Below are 17,711 nucleotides of genomic sequence, written 5' to 3' on the forward strand. Positions count from 1 at the left end.
CCGATGTGCCTGCCTCTATGGAGTGGAGGCCGTCAACTTCCCCGTGTGGCCGACCCGCTGGGTCCCGCGCGGCCGAAGTCGAGGTCATCGGGGGTCTGGTCGACGGCGCGGTCGGCGCGCGTGAGTGCGGGGGAGGGGGCCCCTTCTTCGCCGTTCCCCTCCGTTTCCTCGCCGCCCCCCTCTGTCGTCGCGGAGCGGCGTCCACGGGCAGCACCCGGGCCGGCGCCCACGGGCGGGGTCCGGGCGGGCGTCCACGGGCGGGGTCCGGACGGGCGCCCACAGCAGGGGTGGCGGCGATCTCCGCGGGTCCGCGGGGGCCGGGGCGGCCGGGGCCGTCATGGCGGCGGAGAGGGGGTCCCGGGCGGAAGGGGGCGGGCGAGTTCCGCGTGGACATGGGGGCGCCCGGACATGACCTGCCAGCGCCCATGTACTAGAGTTATCTCGACATCGAGATATCTGCCGAGGCGTACCGCGGCCGCACTGCGTCGTCCATCCCTTGGTAAGGGCTACCTAACTTAGCCTTACCTTAGCGGATTGGCCAGGACGCCGTGACGGCAGGATGCGGTGGGAACGCGCACATTAATGAAGGAGACTGTCGTGTCGGCGAACAGCTTCGACGCCCGCAGCACGCTGCAGGTGGGCGACGAGTCGTACGAGATCTTCCGGCTGGACAAGGTGGAAGGCTCGGCTCGCCTTCCGTACAGCCTGAAGGTGCTGCTGGAGAACCTGCTCCGTACCGAGGACGGCGCGAACATCACCGCCGACCACATCCGGGCCCTCGGCGGCTGGGACTCGCAGGCGCAGCCCAGCCAGGAGATCCAGTTCACGCCGGCCCGCGTGATCATGCAGGACTTCACCGGCGTGCCCTGCGTCGTCGACCTCGCCACCATGCGTGAGGCCGTCAAGGAGCTCGGCGGCGACCCGGCCAAGGTCAACCCGCTCTCCCCGGCCGAGCTGGTCATCGACCACTCCGTCATCGCGGACAAGTTCGGCACGAAGGAAGCCTTCGGCCAGAACGTCGAGCTGGAGTACGGCCGCAACAAGGAGCGCTACCAGTTCCTGCGCTGGGGCCAGACCGCCTTCGACGACTTCAAGGTCGTCCCCCCGGGCACCGGCATCGTCCACCAGGTCAACATCGAGCACTTGGCCCGCACCGTCATGGTCCGTAACGGCCAGGCGTACCCCGACACGCTGGTCGGCACCGACTCGCACACCACGATGGTCAACGGCCTGGGCGTCCTCGGCTGGGGCGTCGGCGGCATCGAGGCCGAGGCCGCGATGCTCGGCCAGCCGGTCTCCATGCTCATCCCGCGCGTCGTCGGCTTCAAGCTCACCGGTGAGCTGACCCCCGGCACCACCGCCACCGACCTGGTCCTCACGATCACCGAGATGCTGCGCAAGCACGGCGTCGTCGGCAAGTTCGTCGAGTTCTACGGTGAGGGCGTCGCCGCCACCTCGCTGGCCAACCGCGCCACCATCGGCAACATGTCGCCGGAGTTCGGCTCCACCGCCGCGATCTTCCCGATCGACGGCGAGACCATCAAGTACCTCAAGCTCACCGGCCGCTCCGAGCAGCAGCTCGCGCTCGTCGAGGCGTACGCCAAGGAGCAGGGCCTCTGGCTCGACCCGGCCGCCGAGCCCGACTTCTCCGAGAAGCTGGAGCTCGACCTCTCCACGGTCGTCCCCTCCATCGCCGGCCCGAAGCGCCCGCAGGACCGCATCGTCCTCGCGAACGCCTCCGAGCAGTTCAAGAGCGACGTGCGCAACTACGTCGCCGACGACGACGAGGCGGGCAAGGAGTCCTTCCCGGCCTCCGACTCCCCGGCCGCCACGAACGGCGTGCCCTCCAACCCGGTCACGGTCACGGCCCCCGACGGCTCGACCTACGAGATCGACCACGGTGCGGTGACGGTCGCGGCCATCACCTCCTGCACCAACACCTCGAACCCGTACGTCATGGTCGCCGCCGCGCTCGTCGCGAAGAAGGCCGTCGAGAAGGGCCTGACCCGCAAGCCGTGGGTCAAGACCACCCTCGCCCCGGGCTCCAAGGTCGTCACCGACTACTTCGACAAGGCGGGGCTCACCCCCTACCTCGACAAGGTCGGCTTCAACCTCGTCGGCTACGGCTGCACCACCTGCATCGGCAACTCCGGCCCGCTGCCGGACGAGGTCTCCAAGGCCGTCAACGACCACGACCTCGCCGTCACCTCGGTCCTCTCCGGCAACCGGAACTTCGAGGGCCGCATCAACCCCGACGTCAAGATGAACTACCTGGCCTCCCCGCCGCTGGTCGTCGCGTACGCCCTCGCGGGGTCCATGAAGGTGGACGTCACCAAGGACGCGCTGGGCACCGACCAGGACGGCAAGCCGGTCTACCTGGCGGACATCTGGCCCTCCGAGGCCGAGGTCAACGACGTCGTGGCGAACGCCATCGGCGAGGACATGTTCAACAAGTCCTACCAGGACGTCTTCGCGGGCGACGCCCAGTGGCAGGCGCTGCCGATCCCCGAGGGCAACACCTTCGAGTGGGACCCGCAGTCGACCTACGTGCGCAAGCCCCCTTACTTCGAGGGCATGACGATGGAGACCACCCTGGTCTCCGACATCGCCGGCGCGCGCGTCCTCGCCAAGCTCGGCGACTCGGTCACCACCGACCACATCTCCCCGGCCGGTGCGATCAAGGCCGACACCCCGGGAGGCAAGTACCTCACGGAGCACGGTGTCGAGCGTCGTGACTTCAACAGCTACGGCTCGCGCCGCGGCAACCACGAGGTCATGATCCGCGGCACGTTCGCCAACATCCGCCTGCGCAACCAGATCGCGCCGGGCACCGAGGGCGGCTACACCCGCGACTTCACCCAGGCCGACGCGCCCGTCTCCTTCATCTACGACGCCTCGCGCAACTACATCGACCAGGGCATCCCGCTGGTCATCCTGGCGGGCAAGGAGTACGGCTCCGGCTCGTCCCGCGACTGGGCCGCCAAGGGCACCGCGCTCCTCGGCGTCAAGGCCGTCATCGCCGAGTCGTACGAGCGCATCCACCGCTCGAACCTCATCGGCATGGGCGTCCTGCCGCTCCAGTTCCCGGAGGGCGCCACGGCCGAGTCCCTGGGCCTCACCGGCGAGGAGACCTTCTCCTTCACCGGTGTCGAGGAGCTCAACAACGGCACCACCCCGCGCACGGTGAAGGTCACCACCGACACCGGCGTCGAGTTCGACGCGGTCGTGCGCATCGACACCCCCGGCGAGGCGGACTACTACCGCAACGGCGGCATCATGCAGTACGTGCTGCGCAACCTGATCCGCAAGTAAGCGGTCCGGCAAGCGAGTCGAGGGCCGCATCCCCGTTCGGCGGGGGTGCGGCCCTTCGCGTTGCCCAGGCCCGAGGCGGGCGGCCGGCGGCGGGCCGGCGACAGCCGCGCCCTGCCGGGCCGGTGGGTGCGGGGAGGCTCGGGGCGGACCGGGCGGGTGGGTTCGGGCCCGCCCGGTCCGCGAGCCCGGACGGGTCGGGGGAGGCCCTGCCCGGGATGGTGCGGCTTGTGACGACCATGGTGTGCGACAACGTTGTCTGCATGGTCTGGGCATGACTCTATCGCCTCAACGGACAACGATGTCAAGGCAGTTGACGGACATCCCGGCGGCGCCGTCCGCCACACCGGCCCCCGCGGGCCGAATCGCCGGAGCGGGTGGCGGGCGCGTCCCCGGGGACGCAGGCGGTCTTCCGTGGTACCGGTGGCGCACGTTACTGTCCCAGCGGCTTGTGCGACCCGTGGTGCGCGACCCGTCCGAAGGAGGAGGGGCCGCGTCATGCGTTTCCGTCCGTCAACCGTCCTGCTCGCCGTCGCCCTGACGGTCGCCGGCGCCACTCCGGCGCTCGCCGCACCCCCGTCCGGTCCACCGGAACTCGTCCAGGACCCCACCGTCCACGTCGACCCGCTCATCGGCACCAAGAACGGCGGCAACGTCTTTCCCGGCGCCGTCACGCCCTTCGGCATGCTCTCCTGGAGCCCCGAGAACACCCGCGGGGACGCCACCCGCACGGCCGCGCCGGGCGGCTACCAGTACGACGCCACCCGTATGCGGGGCTTCAGCCTGACCCACATGTCCGGCACGGGCTGCGCGGGCGGCAGCGGCGACATCCCGTTCTTCCCGTACGCCGGTGAGGTCACCTCCTCCCCGGCGAGCGACACCAAGGACGCCGTCTACGCGGCCGACTTCACGCACGTGGACGAACAGGCCGAGCCCGGCCACTACGAGGTCGGCCTCGCCTCCGGGGTGACCGCCGACCTCACCGCCACCGCGCGCACCGGCTCCGGCCGCTTCACCTTCCCCGAGGACAAGCCCGCCTCGATGCTGATCCGCACCGCCAACTCCGAGGTCGGCTCGGCGGACTCGACGGTGCGGATCGACCCGAAGGCCCGCACCGTCTCCGGCTCGGTCACCTCCGGCAACTTCTGCGGCTACCTCGACCCCGAGGGCCAACGCTCCTACTACACCCTGTACTTCACCGCCCGCTTCGACCGCGCCTTCACGTCGACCGGCACCTGGCAGGACGACCGCCTCAGCCCCGGGTCCACCGAGGCGAGCGGCGGCACCGGCGGCTTCGCCCAGGGCGGCCGTCCCGTCGCGGGCAAGGGCGCCGGCGGCTATGTGCAGTTCGAGCCCGGCGCCGGCCCGGTGAACGTCAAGGTCGGCATCTCGTACGTCAGCCAGGCCGGCGCCACGGCCAACCTCGCGGCCGAGAACCCGCCGAACCGCTCCTTCGCCTCCGTCCGGAGCGCCGCCCACCGCGCCTGGCGGGACCGGCTCGGCGCGATCGGCGTCGGCGGCGGCACCGACAGCGACCGCACCACCTTCTACACCGCGCTCTACCACTCCCTCCTGCACCCGAACGTCATCAGCGACGCCGACCGCAGATACCGGGGCGCCGACGACAAGGTGCACACCGTGGGCCGGGGTCACGCCGCGCAGTACGGCACCTTCTCCGGCTGGGACGTCTACCGCTCCCAGGTCCAGCTGCTGACCCTGCTCGACCCGGACACGGGCTCCGACATCGCGCAGTCCCTGCTCGAACTCGCCCGTCAGAACGACGGGGTCTGGGACCGCTGGCTGCACGGCGCGAGCGGCACGCACGTCATGAACGGCGACCCGTCACCGGCCGCCCTCGCCGGCATCCGCGCCTTCGGCGGCACCGGCTTCGACCTGCGCGGAGCGCTCGATTCCCTGGTGAAGGCGGCCACCGTGCCCACCGAGGGCGACCTGTCCTCGGCGGGCAAGCCCGTCCTCTCGGCGGGCCAGCGGCCCTCCCTCGACAAGTACCTCGACCACCACTACATGCCGTCCGTGACCAACGCCTGGGGCGGCGCGGCCGAGACCCTGGAGATGTCCGGCGCCGACTTCGCCATCTCGCAACTCGCCACCGCCGCGGGTGAGAAGAGGACCGCAGCGGAGTTCGCCGGCCGCTCCCAGTGGTGGCAGAACAACTTCAACATCGCGGCCGACCCCGGCGGCGGCTACGTCGCCAACCGCAAGGCCGACGGCAGCTGGGTCACCGGCTTCACCCCGGCGACCGGCAACGGCTTCGTGGAGGGCACGGCGGCCCAGTACACCTGGATGGTGCAGCACGACCCCGCGGGCCTCTTCGCGGCGATGGGCGGCCGTGACAAGGCCCTCGCACGCCTCGACACCTTCTTCCACGACGCCGACGGCGGCTGGGCGTTCACCGGCAGCGGCGGCGACAAGTCCGAGCTGGACAACGAACCGTCGATCAACGTCCCCTACCTGTACGACTACGCGGGCGCCCCGTACAAGGCGCAGGAGACCGTCCGCGCCGCGATGACACGACTCTGGTCGACGAAGCCCGAGGGCATCCCCGGCAACGACGACCTCGGCGAGATGTCGTCCTGGTACGTCTTCTCCGCGCTCGGCATGTACCCCCAGGTCCCCTCCCGCGCCGAACTCACCCTGGCCTCACCACTGTTCTCGAGGATCGAGATCGACCGTCCCGGCCGCGGCGACATCGAGATCCGGGCCCGGGGCGCGGCCGCGGACGCCCCCTACGTCCGTTCGCTGCGCGTCGACGGCCGCACCAGCGACCGGCCCTGGCTCCCCGCCTCCTTCGTCCGCGAGGGCGGCACGCTGGACTACACGCTGTCCGGCACGGCCGACACGGCCTGGGGCAGCGCCGAGAAGGCGGCGCCGCCCTCCTTCCGCACCGGTGAGCAGCCGTACCAGATCGGGGTCGGCCCGACGGCGGCCACGCTCGCGCCCGGCGGCAGCACCGCGCTCGACATCCGCGCCCTCGCACTGAGCGGCGGCACCGGACCCGACGTGCGCTTCCACGTGGTCACCCCCGACGGCGTGACCGCGACACCCGCCGAGGGCACGGTCACCGACGGCGCCCAGCGGATCACCCTCACCGCCGCCGACAACGCCGAGCAGGGGTTCTACGACGTCAAGGTCACGGTGACCTCCGCCGACACCTCGTACACGCAGCCCGTGGCCCTCACCGTCGCGGCGCCGGGCTCCCTGCTCGCGGCGTACGACAACACCGGGGTCTCCGACGACGCCGGTGACCACGACGAGGCCGACTTCGACGGCGGCGGCTGGAGCTACTCCCGGCAGGCCCTCACGGACGCGGGACTGACCCCGGGCCGGCAGGGCACGGTGGACGGCCTCGCCTTCACCTGGCCCGACTCTCCCGCCGGCCGCCCGGACAACGCCTCGGCGACCGGCCAGACCATCGAACTGGCCGACCCGGTCAGCCGGTTGTCCTTCGTCGGGAGCGCCGTCAACGGCAACCAGGAGAGCCACGCGACCGTCACCTACACCGACGGCGGTACCGAATCCGTCGAACTGGCCTTCACCGACTGGACCGTCGGCGGCGGGGGCGGCACCGTCCAGTACGGCAACGCCACCGTGGCCAAGGCCGCGTACCGCAACGTCGCCGGCGCGGACAAGGACCCGGTGGCCACGTACGTCTTCGCCACCAAGCCCTTCGAGGCCCCGGCCGGCCGCACCGTCAAGAGCGTCAAGCTCCCGGACAACGCGGACCTGCACGTCTTCACCCTCGCGGTGAACAAGTGAGCGCGTAGTCGGCCGAGTTGATCCGCCGGAACGCGGGGCGGGCCCGGAGTCTCCTCCGGGCCCGCCCCTTTCTGCCGTGCCGCGCGCGTCAGGCGAGCAGTTCCACCTCCGCGAGGGTCGCCGCGTCGTCGAGGACGAGACGGTAGTGGGCGTACGAGCCCGGATGCGCCACCGTGAACGCCCGGGTCTGCTTGTCCCAGGGGAAGGACTCGCCGGACCGCTTGTCGAGGTCCTTCCACGTCGTGCCGTCCGAGGAGCCCTGGAGCGTCCAGCCGGCCGGTGCCTTGGTGTGGTCCGAGGAGGTCAGCGTGTACTGCACCCCCTTGGTGGCGTCGCCGGCCGGCAGGTCCACCGAGGTGACGGAGGCGTCGGTCGCCGAGGTGTTGTCGAAGAGCGCGCCGTCACCCTTGAGCGTGTCCGAGCGCGGCGACGGCGCCTTGTCGTCCTGGGTGATCGAGGCCGGGGCCGCGTTCTTTCCGGTGCCCCACGAGGACGGCTTCGCGCCCATGTCGAAGTCCAGCACGCCGCCCTTCGAGATCAGCGAGTGGGGGAGCGACGTCGAGTTCCAGCGCTTGCCATCGACCCGGACACCCTGCACGTAGATGTTCTTCGCGCTGTTGCGCGGGGCCTTGATCACCAGGTCCCGTCCGTTCTCCAGGTGGACGGTCGCCTTCGTGAACAGCGGGGAACCGATGGCGTACTCGCCGCTGCCCATCACGAGCGGGTAGAAGCCGAGCGAGGAGAACAGGTACCAGGCCGACTGCTCGCCGTTGTCCTCGTCGCCGTGGTATCCCTGGCCGATCTCGCTGCCGGCGTAGAGCCGGGAGAGGACCTCGCGGACGTTCTTCTGCGTCTTCCAGGGCTGCCCGGCCGCGTCGTACATGTAGTTGACGTGGTGGGCGACCTGGTTGGAGTGCCCGTACATGCCCATCCGGACGTCCCGGGCCTCGGTCATCTCGTGGATGACACCGCCGTAGGAGCCGACGACGTCCGGCGAGGCCGTCTCGGGAGTCGCGAAGTACGTGTCGAGCTTGTCCGCGAGCGCGGAGCGGCCGCCGTACAGGTTGGCCAGCCCGCGGGAGTCCTGCGGCGCGGTGAAGGCGTAGCCCCAGCCGTTGGTCTCCGTGTAGTCGTAGCCCCACACACGCGGGTCGTACTTCGCCGAGTCGACCCGCCAGTCGCCCTTCGCGTCACGGCCCTGGAAGAAGCCGGCCTTGGAGTCGAAGAGGTTCACGTAGTCCTGGGCGCGGTTGAGGAAGTAGTCCGACTCCTCCTTGTAGCGCTTCTCACCGGTCTTCTTGTAGAGCGCCCGGCCCATCTCGGCGATGCCGTAGTCGTTGTTGTAGCCCTCCATGGCCCACGACAGGCCCTCGCCCGTGTCGGTGCTCGTGTAGCCGAGGAAGGGGGAGGTGGTCATGCCCTTGCGGCCGACACCGGAGGTCGGCGGGACGACCGTCGCGTTCTTCAGGGCCGCCTCGTACGCCGCCTTGGCGTCGAACTTGACCCCCTTGACGTACGCGTCCGCGAACGCCACGTCCGAGGAGGTGCCCGTCATCAGGTCCGCGTACCCGGGGGAGGACCAGCGCGAGGTCCAGCCGCCGTCCTTGTACTGCTGCACGAACCCGTCGACCATCTCGCCCGCCTGACCTGGCGTCAGGAAGGAGTAGGCCGGCCAGGTCGTCCGGTAGGTGTCCCAGAAGCCGTTGTTGACGTACACCTTGCCGTCGACGATCTTCGCGCCGGTGTGGGTGGGGGTGTCCGGGCTGGGCATGGGGGCGAACGGCGAGGCGTACTGGTACGTCGAACCGACCTTCTCGAAGCCGGAGTTGGGGTACAGGTACAGCCGGTACATGCTGGAGTACAGCGTCGTCAGCTGGTCCGGGGTCGCGCCCTGGACCTCGACCTTGCCGAGCAGCCGGTCCCACTGCTTCTGCGCCCCGGCCTTCACGGCAGCGAACGAGGTGCCGTCCGGGATCTCCTGGCGCAGGTTGTCCTTGGCCTGGTCCACGCTGATCAGCGAGGTCGCCAGGCGCAGCGTGACGGAGTGGTCGGCGCCGGGCTTGAGCTTCATGTAGCCCTTGACGCCCTTCGAGGTGCCCTCGATGACGGGGGCGTCGAAGGACCCGTAGACGAACAGCCGGGTGGCGCCGGTCGACAGGCCGGACTTCACGTCGGAGTAGCCCGTGACCACGCCCGCGTCGCTGTCGAGCGTCAGCCCGGCCTGCTCGGTGACGTTGTCGAACACCACGTTCGCGTCGTCGCCGGGGTAGGTGAAGCGCAGCGCCGCCGCGTGGTCCGTCGGCGCCATCTCCGCCTTGAGGCCGTTCTCGAAGGTCACGCCGTAGTAGTACGGCCGGGCGGTCTCGTTCTCGTGCCGGAAGGCCAGCTCGCGGGCGTCCCGGGCGGTGTCGGGGGTACCGGCCGCGATGGACGGCATCACCTGGAAGGTCTGCCGGTCGCCCATCCACGGGCTCGGCTCGTGGCTCGCGCTGAACGCCTCTATGGTCGGCAGGTTGTCCGCGTTGTTCGCACGTGCGTAGTCGTACAGCCAGCTGAGCGAACCCGCGTTGGTCACCGGCGTCCAGAAGTTGAAGCCGTGCGGGACGGCCGTCGCCGGGAAGTTGTTGCCGCGCGAGAAGCCGCCGCTGGAGTTGGTGCCGCGGGTGGTGAGCGCGTAGTCGGACAGATGCGCCTTGGGCTTCTCGGGGGCGGCCGTCCTCAGCGAGACGTCGTCCAGCCAGCCGCGGAACTTCGCGGGGCCCTTCGGCGAGTCGTACGCGAGCAGGATCCGGTCGACGGTCTTCCCGGCCGCGACGGAACCGATCCGCGAGGTCACGTTGTTCCACTGGTTGACGTACAGCACCTTGGACGCGCCCTGGCCCTGCGGGGTGAGCGCGAACCCGTGCTGGTCCACGGCGCTCAGCCCGCTCAGCGACGTGCCGTCGGTGAAGACCAGGTCCACGGACACGTTGGTCGCGTCGTAGTCCCGGTCGCCGTCCGCCATCGCGGGGAAGATCCGGTACCCCAGCTCGGTGTCCCGGCCCACGCGCACGTTCACGTCGAAGACCTTGTTGTACGAGTACGCCCGTCCGTCGCCCTTGTGGGTGCCGGCGTAGCGCAGGGCCCGCTTGCCCGTGAAGCCCGCGCCCGCCTTCGCTGTGGGCGAGCCGCTCGGTCCGCGGTCCACCAGCGAGAGCATGTCCTTGGGCGTCGGGTCGTCGCTCTGCCCGGTCGAGAACTGGACGTCGGCGAGCTGGAGTATGTCGCCGCCGTTGTTCTTCGTGACGTCGAGCCGGAAGTGCTGGTACTCGGCCGGGTCCGCGATGTCGTACGACTTCGTCTGGAACCGTTCGCCGAAGGACTCCCCGGAGCGGGTGTCGAGCGTCTTCCAGTCCTTGCCGTCGGTGGAGCCCTGGAAGGTCCAGTCCTTCGGGTCGCGCTCGTCGTGGTCGTTGGCGGAGGTGAGCGCGTACGTGACGACCTTGACCGGCGCGTCCAGGTCGAACTCCGCCCAGCCGGTGGTCTCGAAGGTCAGCCACTTGCTGCTGGGCTCGCCGTCGACGAGGTTCTCCTTGACCTCCCCGCCGCCGGTGTTCTCGTCGCTGGCACGCACGTCGGTGACGTGATCGGTCACGTTTCCGGGGATGCCGGTGCTGTAGCCGCCGTCGACACCGGAGGACCTTTTCGTCCCGTCCGGAGCCGTATCCACCGTGTTGATCCAGTCCGGTGCCGGATCACCCGATTCGAACGACGAGCTGAAGTCCCGGTCGGGTGCCGCCGCTTGGGCCGGCAGGGCGACCGCCACGCCCTGCGAGGCGGCCACCAGCGAAAGTGCCGCCACCCCCAGTGCCACCGGGGAAAGCCGTCCGACGCGACCCGTGGAACTCCGTCTGTACCGAGCTCTCTGCTGCATGCCCGAGCCCTCCCAAGACATCGACAACGTTGTCAATTTCAGTACGCAAGGACCATTGGTGCGTCAAGTTGTCTGTGCTGTCAAGGGTGTTGGATGTGGCATCCGGGGTGAATGCGTGCGACGAACCAGGCATTGGTTCCATTGCGGGAGGTTGGCCCCCAGGGGGCCTTCGTCGGGGTGATCCGTGGCTGCCCCATATTTCCGGGAGGTCTCAACTCGGAAAAGACCGACGGGCAAACCTGCATTCGATCTTGCTCCGCTGGCGGGAAGTGGACTATACCTGTCGCGTCCGGCCAGTCGATCGACTGGCGCTGGACAGGCAGGACCCAGGGGGGAAATTCGAGGGCCGGCGGACCGTGGTCGTTACACCTACCGCCGATTCGTCCCAGTGAATCCCCCATGCACGACCCCAGCTTGACCTAACCGCGGTGCCGGGGAGGATCCGGTTCACCGCCTGAGTCCTGGAGAAGGCGAGGACTTGAGCATGGGATCCACTTCCGCCGAGAACAGCAGCCCCGAGGGTGTCGGCCGCCGTGACCTCATCAAGAGGTCGGCCGCACTTGGTCTGATCTCCGTTCCGACGATGAGCTTCCTGTCCGCGTGTGCGAGCGGCGGGGACGACGACGACAACTCCGGAGACAAGGGCACCGGCAAGACCAGCAAGGACAACCCCTTCGGCGTGAAGAAGGGCGGCGGCAAGCTCGACGTCGTCGTCTTCAAGGGCGGCTACGGCGACGACTACGCCAAGGCGTGGGAAGCGGCCTTCGACAAGAAGTGGGGCACCAAGAGCGCCCACACCGGCACCCAGGAGATCACCGGCAAGCTCCAGCCGCGCTTCAACGGCGGCAACCCGCCGGACATCATCGACGACTCGGGCGCCCAGCAGATCAAGCTGGACGTGCTCTACAAGAGCGGTCAGCTCCTCGACCTGGCGGCGGTCCTGGACGCTCCGTCCATCGACGACCCGAGCAAGAAGGTCCGCGACACCCTGATTCCGGGCACGCTGGACCCGGGCCTGCAGGGCGGCAAGGTCGTCTCCCTGAACTACATCTACACGGTGTGGGGCCTCTGGTACTCCGGCAAGCTCTTCAAGGAGAAGGGCTGGGACGTCCCCAAGACCTGGGACGACTTCCTCGCCATCTGCAAGGACGCCAAGTCGCAGGGCATCGGCGGACTCGCCCACCAGGGCAAGTACCCGTACTACATCAACGTCGCCATCATGGACCTGATCGCCAAGAAGGGCGGTCTGGACGCCATGAAGGCGATCGACAACCTGGACCCCAAGGCGTTCGTCGGCAGCGACGCGGCCCTGGCAGCCGTCGAGGCGATCTACGAGATCGTCGAAAAGGGCTACCTGATGCCGGGTACCAACGGCCTCACCCACACCGAGTCGCAGACCCGGTGGAACCAGTACAAGGCCGCGTTCATCACCTGTGGTTCCTGGCTGGAGAACGAGCAGCTCAAGCAGACCCCGGACGACTTCGACATGAAGTTCATGCCGATGCCCAACCTGCCGGGCAGCGCGCTGCCGTTCGAGGCGATCCGGGCCGGCTCCGGCGAGCCGTTCATCATCCCGGCGAAGGCCGCGAACCTGCCCGAGGCCAAGGAGTTCATGCGCTCCATGCTCTCCAAGGAGTGGTCGACGCTCTTCGCGCAGAAGGCCAACTCGCTCACCATCCTCAAGGACGCCGTCTCCGACGGCGTGCAGCTGCGTCCCGGTACGCAGTCCACGGTCGAGGCCTCCAAGGCGGCCGGCGACAACACGTTCAACTACCTGTACCCCAACTGGTACAGCGAGATGGGCACCTCCATCGAGAACGCGTCCAACGAGCTGATGTCGAAGCGCATTCAGCCGAAGGAATGGCTGAAGCGGGCCCAGGCGGCGGTCGACAAGGCGGCCAAGGACCCGGACTCCAAGAAGAACCACCGCGACTGATCACGTAAACCCGGCACACCAGGGGCAGGATGCCATGCGAAAAGGGCAGTACCGGTTCGTCGCGGGGTTTCTCCTCGCACCTTTGGCGCTGTATCTGATCTTCGTGATCTGGCCTTACATACAGACCATCGGCTACTCCTTCACCGACTGGAGGGGCCAGTCGCAGACGTTCAGTTTCGTCGGCCTGGACAATTACAAGGCGCTGTTCCAGGACGACGTATTCCTCGGAGCGATCTGGCACAACATCCTGTTCCTGGTGTTCATCCCGGTGATCACCATCCTGCTCGCCCTCTTCTTCGCCTTCATGGTGAACGCGGGCGGGCGGGGCGGTGCCGGCGGCGTGCAGGGCGTCGCGGGCTCGCGCTTCTACAAGATCGTGTACTTCTTCCCGCAGGTGCTGTCGCTCGCGATCGTGGCGGTGCTCTTCGGAGCCCTCTACCGCAGTGACGGCGGCGGCCTGCTCAACGGCGTGCTGATCAAGCTCGGCCTGGTCGACGCCAACAACCCCATCGAGTGGATGAACGAGCCCAACCTGGTGCTCTGGTGCCTGATGGCGGTCGTCGTCTGGCACGGCGTCGGCTTCTACCTGGTGCTGTTCTCCGCCGCGATGCAGTCCATCCCGAAGGACATCTACGAGGCCGCGCTGCTGGACGGCGCGAGCCGCACCCACACGTTCTTCCGGGTCACCCTGCCCCTGCTGTGGGACACGGTGCAGACCGCCTGGGTCTATCTCGGCATCATCGCGATGGACATGTTCGTGCTCGTCTCGACCACGACTCAGGGCACCGGCTACGGCGGCGGGCCCGACCACCACAGCGAGGTCATGGCGAACGTCATGATGCGCAACTTCCTCTACTACGGGAAGAGCGGCTACGCCTGCGCCATGGGCGTCGTCATGCTTTTTCTCACCCTGATCCTGTCCGTGGTCACGCTGCGCGCCACCCGCCGCGAGCGCATCGAGTTCTGAGCGGGAGACACGACTATGAGCGCACCCATCACGGAGCCGACGAAGGTCGACGGCGCCGGAGTACCCCCGCAACGAACCGTGAAGAAGGCCCCGCCCCGGCCGGGCGACAAGCGCACCGAGGGAATGGCCCTCAACGTCTTCTCGCACGGCTTCCTGGCCCTCTGGGCCGTCCTGATCATCCTGCCGCTGCTCTGGCTCATCCTGAGCTCCTTCAAGACCGATGCGCAGATCGGCGGTTCGGCCCTCGGCTGGCCCTCCAACTGGCAGCTGGACGTCTTCAGCAGGGCCTGGAACAAGGGCATCGGCGACTACTTCGCCAACACCCTGATCGTGCTGGTCTTCTCGGTCCCGCTGACCATGCTCCTCGGGGCGATGGCGGCGTACGTCCTGGCCCGCTACGAGTTCCCGGGCAACCGGATCATCTACTTCTTCTTCGTCGGCGGGGCCATGTTCCCCGTCTTCCTCGCCCTGGTCCCGCTGTTCTTCATGGTCAAACGCCTCGACATGCTGAACACGTACCAAGGTTTGGTCCTGGTGTACGTGGCCTACTCGCTGCCGTTCACCGTGTTCTTCATGCACGCGTTCTTCCGGACTCTGCCCGGGGCGGTCTTCGAGGCGGCGGTCCTCGACGGGGCCTCGCACACCCGGGCGTTCTTCCAGGTCATGCTCCCGATGGCCAAGCCCGGACTGCTCAGCGTCGGCATCTTCAACGTGCTGGGCCAGTGGAACCAGTACATCCTGCCCTCGGTGCTGATGCAGCCACAGAGCAGTTCGGATCCGGAACGCTACGTCCTCACCCAGGGACTCATCCAGCTCCAGCAGCAGCAGGGGTACGCCACCGACCTTCCCGTCCTCTTCGCGGGCGTGACGATCGCGATGATCCCGATGCTGATCGTGTACCTGTCCTTCCAGCGCCAGGTACAGGCCGGCCTCACCTCGGCGACGCTCAAGTAGCCCGCCGGCCCCTTCCGCGCCAACGCCACCCCCGTCCGCGGGGGTGGCGTCCGCGTGTCCGGACGGTGACGGAAATCGAACAAGACTGGACGGACCCGATTTTCGTCAAGGACTTGACTGCGGTAACCCGTTCAGCGGAGCTTGGAGTTCACAACTTGTAAGTGACCGGCGTCCCGTTGCTGTGACCCGGATCACACGGGCGGCATCGGGGCCGCCCGGCTGAGGGCAGGAGTGGATGAGTCGATGGAGACTCCGGGGTCGCAGTCGTCGCTGCACCGAGCCAATCTGGAGCGCGTCGTGCGAGCGGTGCGCCTCGCCGGATCGCTCACGCAGGCGGAGATCGCGAGGACGACGGGCCTGTCGGCCGCGACCGTTTCCAATATCGTCCGTGAACTCAAGGACGGGGGAACGGTCGAGGTCACTCCCACTTCGGCCGGCGGGCGCAGGGCCCGCAGCGTGTCCCTGAGCGGGGACGCCGGCATCGTCATCGGGGTCGACTTCGGTCACACCCATTTGCGCGTCGCGGTCGGGAATCTGGCCCATCAGGTGCTCGCGGAGGAGTCCGAGCCGCTGGACGTGGACGCCTCGGCCGCACAGGGCTTCGACCGGGCCGAGGAGCTGGTCAGCCGTCTGATCGCGGCGACCGGCGTCGACCGCTCCAAGATCGCGGGTGTGGGGCTCGGCGTGCCGGGTCCGATCGACGTGGAGTCGGGGACCCTCGGGTCCACCTCGATCCTGCCGGGCTGGACCGGCGCCAGGCCCGCCGAGGAGCTGCGGGGGCGGCTCGGCGTGCCGGTGCACGTGGACAACGACGCCAATCTGGGCGCGCTCGGCGAGATGGTCTGGGGGAGCGGGCGCGGGGTCAGGGACCTCGCGTACATCAAGGTCGCGAGCGGGGTCGGCGCGGGCCTGGTGATCGACGGGAAGATCTATCGCGGCCCAGGTGGCACAGCGGGAGAAATCGGGCATATTACTCTTGATGAATCCGGCCCCGTGTGCCGTTGCGGCAACCGCGGCTGCCTGGAGACCTTTGCGGCGGCGCGCTATGTGCTGCCGCTCCTCCAGTCCAGTCACGGGACGGACCTGACCATGGAAGGGGTGGTCAGGCTGGCGCGGGACGGTGACCCGGGCTGCCGTCGGGTGATCGCCGACGTAGGCCGACATATCGGGAGTGGAGTCGCGAATCTCTGCAATTTGCTGAACCCGAGCCGAGTGGTCCTCGGCGGCGATCTCGCCGAGGCCGGGGAGCTCGTTCTCGGGCCCATCAGGGAGTCCGTCGGCCGGTATGCGATCCCCAGCGCCGCACGTCAACTCTCGGTGTTGCCAGGGGCACTTGGAGGCCGTGCGGAGGTGCTCGGAGCGCTCGCTCTCGCGCTCAGCGAGATGGGCGATTCGACCCTTTTGGACGGATCTCTGAATGCTGTCACGCCTGCCTTCACTTAGAGAACGCATGGCACCGTTGCCATCTCGTTAAGTATTTACTTCTTGACGTCGCACGTGTGGCCGAGTTGACTTCCAGCCACCTCGGCCGCAACGACGCGGCCTCGTCAGGGAGGTTTCAAAGTGAACACGCAGATGCGTCGTGCCGCCGTTGCTGTTGCCGCTGGTGCAATGGCTGTCTCGCTGGCCGCTTGTGGCAGCGCCAAGGACTCCGGCGGCGGGAGCGACAGCTCCAGCTCCGCCAAGAAGGGCGACGCGATCAAGGTCGGTCTGCTCCTTCCGGAGAACCAGACGGCCCGCTACGAGAAGTTCGACAAGCCGCTGATCGAGAAGAAGGTCTCGGAGCTCACGAACGGCAAGGGCAAGATCGTCTACGCCAACGCCAAGCAGGACGCGAGCACCCAGAACCAGCAGGTCGACACCATGATCACCAACAAGGTGGACGTGCTGATCGTTGACGCTGTGGACTCCGCCGCCATCAAGAGCTCGGTCCAGAAGGCCAAGGACGCCGGCATCCCGGTCGTGGCCTACGACCGCCTCGCGCAGGGTCCGATCGACGCCTACACCTCGTTCGACAACAAGACTGTCGGCAAGACGCAGGGTGAGGCGCTTCTCAAGGCGCTCGGCTCCAAGGCCAAGTCCGGCAAGATCGTCATGATGAACGGTTCGGTCACCGACCCGAACGCCGCCCTGTTCAAGGCCGGTGCCCACGAGGTGCTGGACGGCAAGGTGAACATCGGCAAGGAGTACGACACCAAGGAGTGGAAGCCGGAGAACGCCAACTCCAACATGGAGGGCGCCATCTCGGCTCTCGGCAAGAAGAACATCATCGGCGTCTACTCCGCCAATGACGGCATGGCCGGCGGTATCATCACCGCTCTGAAGGCCGCCGGCATCTCCGTCCCGGTCACCGGCCAGGACGCCGAGCTCGCCGGTGTCCAGCGCATCGTCGCCGGCACCCAGTTCATGAGCGTCTACAAGCCGTACGCCCCGGAGGCCGACGCCGCCGCGGAGATGGCTGTCGCGCTCGCCCAGGGCAAGTCGCTCGACTCCATCGCCAAGGACAAGGTCGACAGCCCGACCACCAAGCAGGTCGCGTCCGTCCTGGTCCCGGTCACCTCGCTGACCAAGGACAACATCAAGGACACCGTCGTCAAGGACGGCGTCTACACGGTGAACGACATCTGCACCACGGCCTACGCCGCGGCCTGCAAGAAGATCGGTCTCCAGTAGAAGCAACCGCAAGTCACGAACCGCGTACGGGAATTCGGACCTGAATTCCCGTACGTGACTTGCTGAACAAAGCCCCTCCGGCGCCCCGCATCCAACAGCCCCGCAAGCTAAGCGGGGCGCCGGAGAGAACACCCCTCCACAAACTTCTGCACAACCTCCCGCCGGGTCAGGCGGCGAAGGAG

General features: G+C 68.3%; 8 protein-coding genes. 7 read left to right on the plus strand and 1 reads right to left on the minus strand.

The features are described from left to right. Positions 1-597 precede the first annotated feature (597 nt). Entirely contained in the window at positions 598-3,312 is a 2,715-nt protein-coding gene (gene acnA / locus ABZT74_RS04920) for an aconitate hydratase AcnA (RefSeq protein WP_356433419.1), read from the plus strand. Positions 3,313-3,807: 495 nt separating this feature from the next. Next, complete coding sequence (locus ABZT74_RS04925) at positions 3,808-7,086, plus strand: GH92 family glycosyl hydrolase (RefSeq protein WP_356433420.1); 3,279 nt, start codon at positions 3,808-3,810, stop codon at positions 7,084-7,086. A gap of 88 nt (positions 7,087-7,174) precedes the next feature. Here the strand turns inward: ABZT74_RS04925 and ABZT74_RS04930 are convergent, their stop codons facing one another. Continuing rightward, a complete protein-coding gene (locus ABZT74_RS04930) occupies positions 7,175-10,912 on the minus strand; it encodes a GH92 family glycosyl hydrolase (protein WP_356433641.1) in 3,738 nt (1,245 codons plus the stop codon). Between the two features lie 571 nt (positions 10,913-11,483). On the opposite strand from ABZT74_RS04930, the gene ngcE reads away from it, so the two are divergent. The 5 genes from ngcE (at position 11,484) to ABZT74_RS04955 (ending at position 17,529) form a co-directional block, all read left to right on the plus strand. Beyond that, positions 11,484-12,935 carry an N-acetylglucosamine/diacetylchitobiose ABC transporter substrate-binding protein gene (gene ngcE / locus ABZT74_RS04935; protein ID WP_356433421.1) on the plus strand — a complete coding sequence of 484 codons (1,452 nt, stop codon included), beginning with the start codon at positions 11,484-11,486 and terminating at the stop codon, positions 12,933-12,935. Between the two features lie 34 nt (positions 12,936-12,969). Further along, entirely contained in the window at positions 12,970-13,902 is a 933-nt protein-coding gene (locus ABZT74_RS04940) for a sugar ABC transporter permease (RefSeq protein WP_355874777.1), read from the plus strand. A gap of 15 nt (positions 13,903-13,917) precedes the next feature. After that, positions 13,918-14,856 carry a carbohydrate ABC transporter permease gene (locus ABZT74_RS04945; RefSeq protein WP_355874774.1) on the plus strand — a complete coding sequence of 313 codons (939 nt, stop codon included), beginning with the start codon at positions 13,918-13,920 and terminating at the stop codon, positions 14,854-14,856. A 243-nt stretch (positions 14,857-15,099) separates the two neighbouring features. Next, a complete protein-coding gene (locus ABZT74_RS04950; RefSeq protein WP_081221858.1) occupies positions 15,100-16,299 on the plus strand; it encodes an ROK family transcriptional regulator in 1,200 nt (399 codons plus the stop codon). Positions 16,300-16,431: 132 nt separating this feature from the next. Then, positions 16,432-17,529 carry a substrate-binding domain-containing protein gene (locus tag ABZT74_RS04955; protein WP_356165374.1) on the plus strand — a complete coding sequence of 366 codons (1,098 nt, stop codon included), beginning with the start codon at positions 16,432-16,434 and terminating at the stop codon, positions 17,527-17,529. The last annotated feature ends 182 nt before the right edge of the window (positions 17,530-17,711 follow it).

This window comes from Streptomyces sp. NPDC005302 (assembly GCF_040607345.1).
Taxonomy (GTDB): Bacteria; Actinomycetota; Actinomycetes; order Streptomycetales; family Streptomycetaceae; genus Streptomyces.

Excerpts from the sequence above, each read along its gene's own strand:
- ABZT74_RS04925 (WP_356433420.1), top strand. The coding sequence starts at position 3,808 with ATGCGTTTCCGTCCGTCAACCGTCCTGCTCGCCGTCGCCCTGACGGTC.
- ABZT74_RS04940 (WP_355874777.1), top strand. The coding sequence starts at position 12,970 with ATGCGAAAAGGGCAGTACCGGTTCGTCGCGGGGTTTCTCCTCGCACCT.
- ngcE (WP_356433421.1), top strand. The coding sequence starts at position 11,484 with ATGGGATCCACTTCCGCCGAGAACAGCAGCCCCGAGGGTGTCGGCCGC.
- ABZT74_RS04945 (WP_355874774.1), top strand. The coding sequence starts at position 13,918 with ATGAGCGCACCCATCACGGAGCCGACGAAGGTCGACGGCGCCGGAGTA.
- ABZT74_RS04950 (WP_081221858.1), top strand. The coding sequence starts at position 15,100 with ATGGAGACTCCGGGGTCGCAGTCGTCGCTGCACCGAGCCAATCTGGAG.
- ABZT74_RS04955 (WP_356165374.1), top strand. The coding sequence starts at position 16,432 with ATGCGTCGTGCCGCCGTTGCTGTTGCCGCTGGTGCAATGGCTGTCTCG.